Here is a 1,800-nt window from a genome sequence, read left to right on the forward strand (position 1 = left end):
TGGTGTGATTGATCAGCAGGTTGTAAAGGGCTGAATCCCTGGCAATGGCATAATGGCGTCACTTCAAAGCGGCAATCCGACATAATTTTCGGCGATTGTTTTTTGCGCCGCTTCGCTTCCGGAAATATAATCCAGTTCAGCCATTTGCATCCGTCGTTCGAAGGGCCCGTCTTCGGGAAAGCGGTGCATCAGTTTTGTCAGCGACCAGCTGAAGCGTTCGGACTTCCAGACCCTTGCCAATGCCTTTTGTGAATAGGCCGCGATGCCGTCATTGTCGTTGTGGTTGAAAAAGCCGGCAAGGGCTTCCGACAGATAATGCACGTCGGAGGCAGCGAGATTCAGTCCTTTGGCCCCCGTGGGCGGAACGATATGGGCTGCATCTCCCGCGAGAAAAAGGCTGCCGTGGCGCATGGGCTCAAACACAAAGCTGCGCAGCGGCGCGATGCTCTTTTCAATTGCTGCGCCGCGGGTCATATTGGCTGCGGCCTGAGGACCCAGCCGGACGGCAAGCTCATCCCAGAGCCGATCGTCATTCCAGTCTTCGACGTTCTCTGTGACCGGAACATCAATATAATAGCGGCTGCGCGTCTTGCTCCGCATCGAAGCCAGCGCAAAGCCGCGCTTGTGATTGGCGTAGATCAGTTCGTCATGGCAGGGCGGGACATCGGCCAATATACCAAGCCAGCCAAAGGGATATTCGCGCTCATAGGATTGTGCGACACTTTTCGGAATCGCTTGCCGCGACGGACCATGATAGCCGTCGCATCCAGCGATGAAGTGCGCATCGATTCGGTGCTCGCAGCCGTCCTTGCGATAAGTGACATACGGCGCATTACCGTCAATATCATGCAAGACGACAACATTTGCTTCATAGATGATTTCCAGTCCCCGTTGGGGCGCTGCATCCATCAGGTCGCGCGTGACCTCGGTCTGGCCGTAAACGGTAACATGCTTGCCTGTCAGGCCGTAAGTATCGATCCGGATCAGTCTCTCGCCATCGGCAAGGCAGAAGCCCTCTTCGAGAAGCCCTTCGCTATTCAACCGGGCATCAATGTCGAGCCGGTGGAGCAGATCGGTCGTCGTCTGCTCAAGGACGCCAGCACGAATCCGGCCAAGCACATACTCCGCCGACGCGCGCTCGACGATGATGCAGTCAATGTCTTCAGCGCGCAACAAATGGCCGAGCAGTAATCCGGCGGGGCCAGCGCCAATAATGACGACCTGTGTTTTCACCCAAGCTGCTGTTCGAGATCATGCAGCACCTTGTAGCAAGGCAACACCTGGGCAACACTGCTATTGGGTTCCCGCCCTTCGCGGATTGCGGCAATGAATTCGCGGTCCTGCAATTCGATTCCGTTCATCGACACATCGACCTTGGACACGTCAATCGGCTCTTCCTTGCCGTTCACCAGATCGTCATAGCGCGCGATATAAGTGCCGGTATCACCGATATAGCGGAAGAATGTGCCCAGCGGCCCTTCGTTGTTGAAACTGAGCGACAACGTACAAATCGCGCCGCTTTCTGCCTTCAGCTGGATCGACATGTCCATCGCGATCCCCAGTTCGGGATGAATCGGGCCCTGAACGGCATTGGCCTGGACAATGGGCCCGGCCTGATAGGCAAACAGGTCAACGGTATGCGCCGCATGATGCCAGAGCAGATGATCGGTCCAGGACCGCGCTTCACCCTTTGCATTGATATTCTGCCGCCGGAAAAAGTAGGTCTGCACATCCATTTGCTGGATATTGAAATCGCCCGCTGTGATTTGATTGTGCACCCATTGGTGCGAGGGATTAAAC

Annotated in this window: 2 protein-coding genes; both read right to left on the reverse strand. The window is 55.8% G+C overall.

Annotated features, from left to right (window positions below; genetic code table 11):
* Window positions 1-63: 63 nt before the first annotated feature.
* Window positions 64-1,233, reverse strand: coding sequence for a 4-hydroxybenzoate 3-monooxygenase (gene pobA, locus WBM93_RS02210; protein ID WP_424427724.1), 1,170 nt, complete (start codon window positions 1,231-1,233; stop codon window positions 64-66).
* A partial coding sequence (locus WBM93_RS02215; protein WP_424427726.1) for a Gfo/Idh/MocA family protein occupies window positions 1,230-1,800 on the reverse strand: 571 nt, incomplete at its 5' end. The genes pobA and WBM93_RS02215, both read right to left, overlap by 4 nt.

It is taken from the genome of Parasphingorhabdus sp., from assembly GCF_049667325.1.
Lineage (GTDB): Bacteria > Pseudomonadota > Alphaproteobacteria > Sphingomonadales > Sphingomonadaceae > Parasphingorhabdus.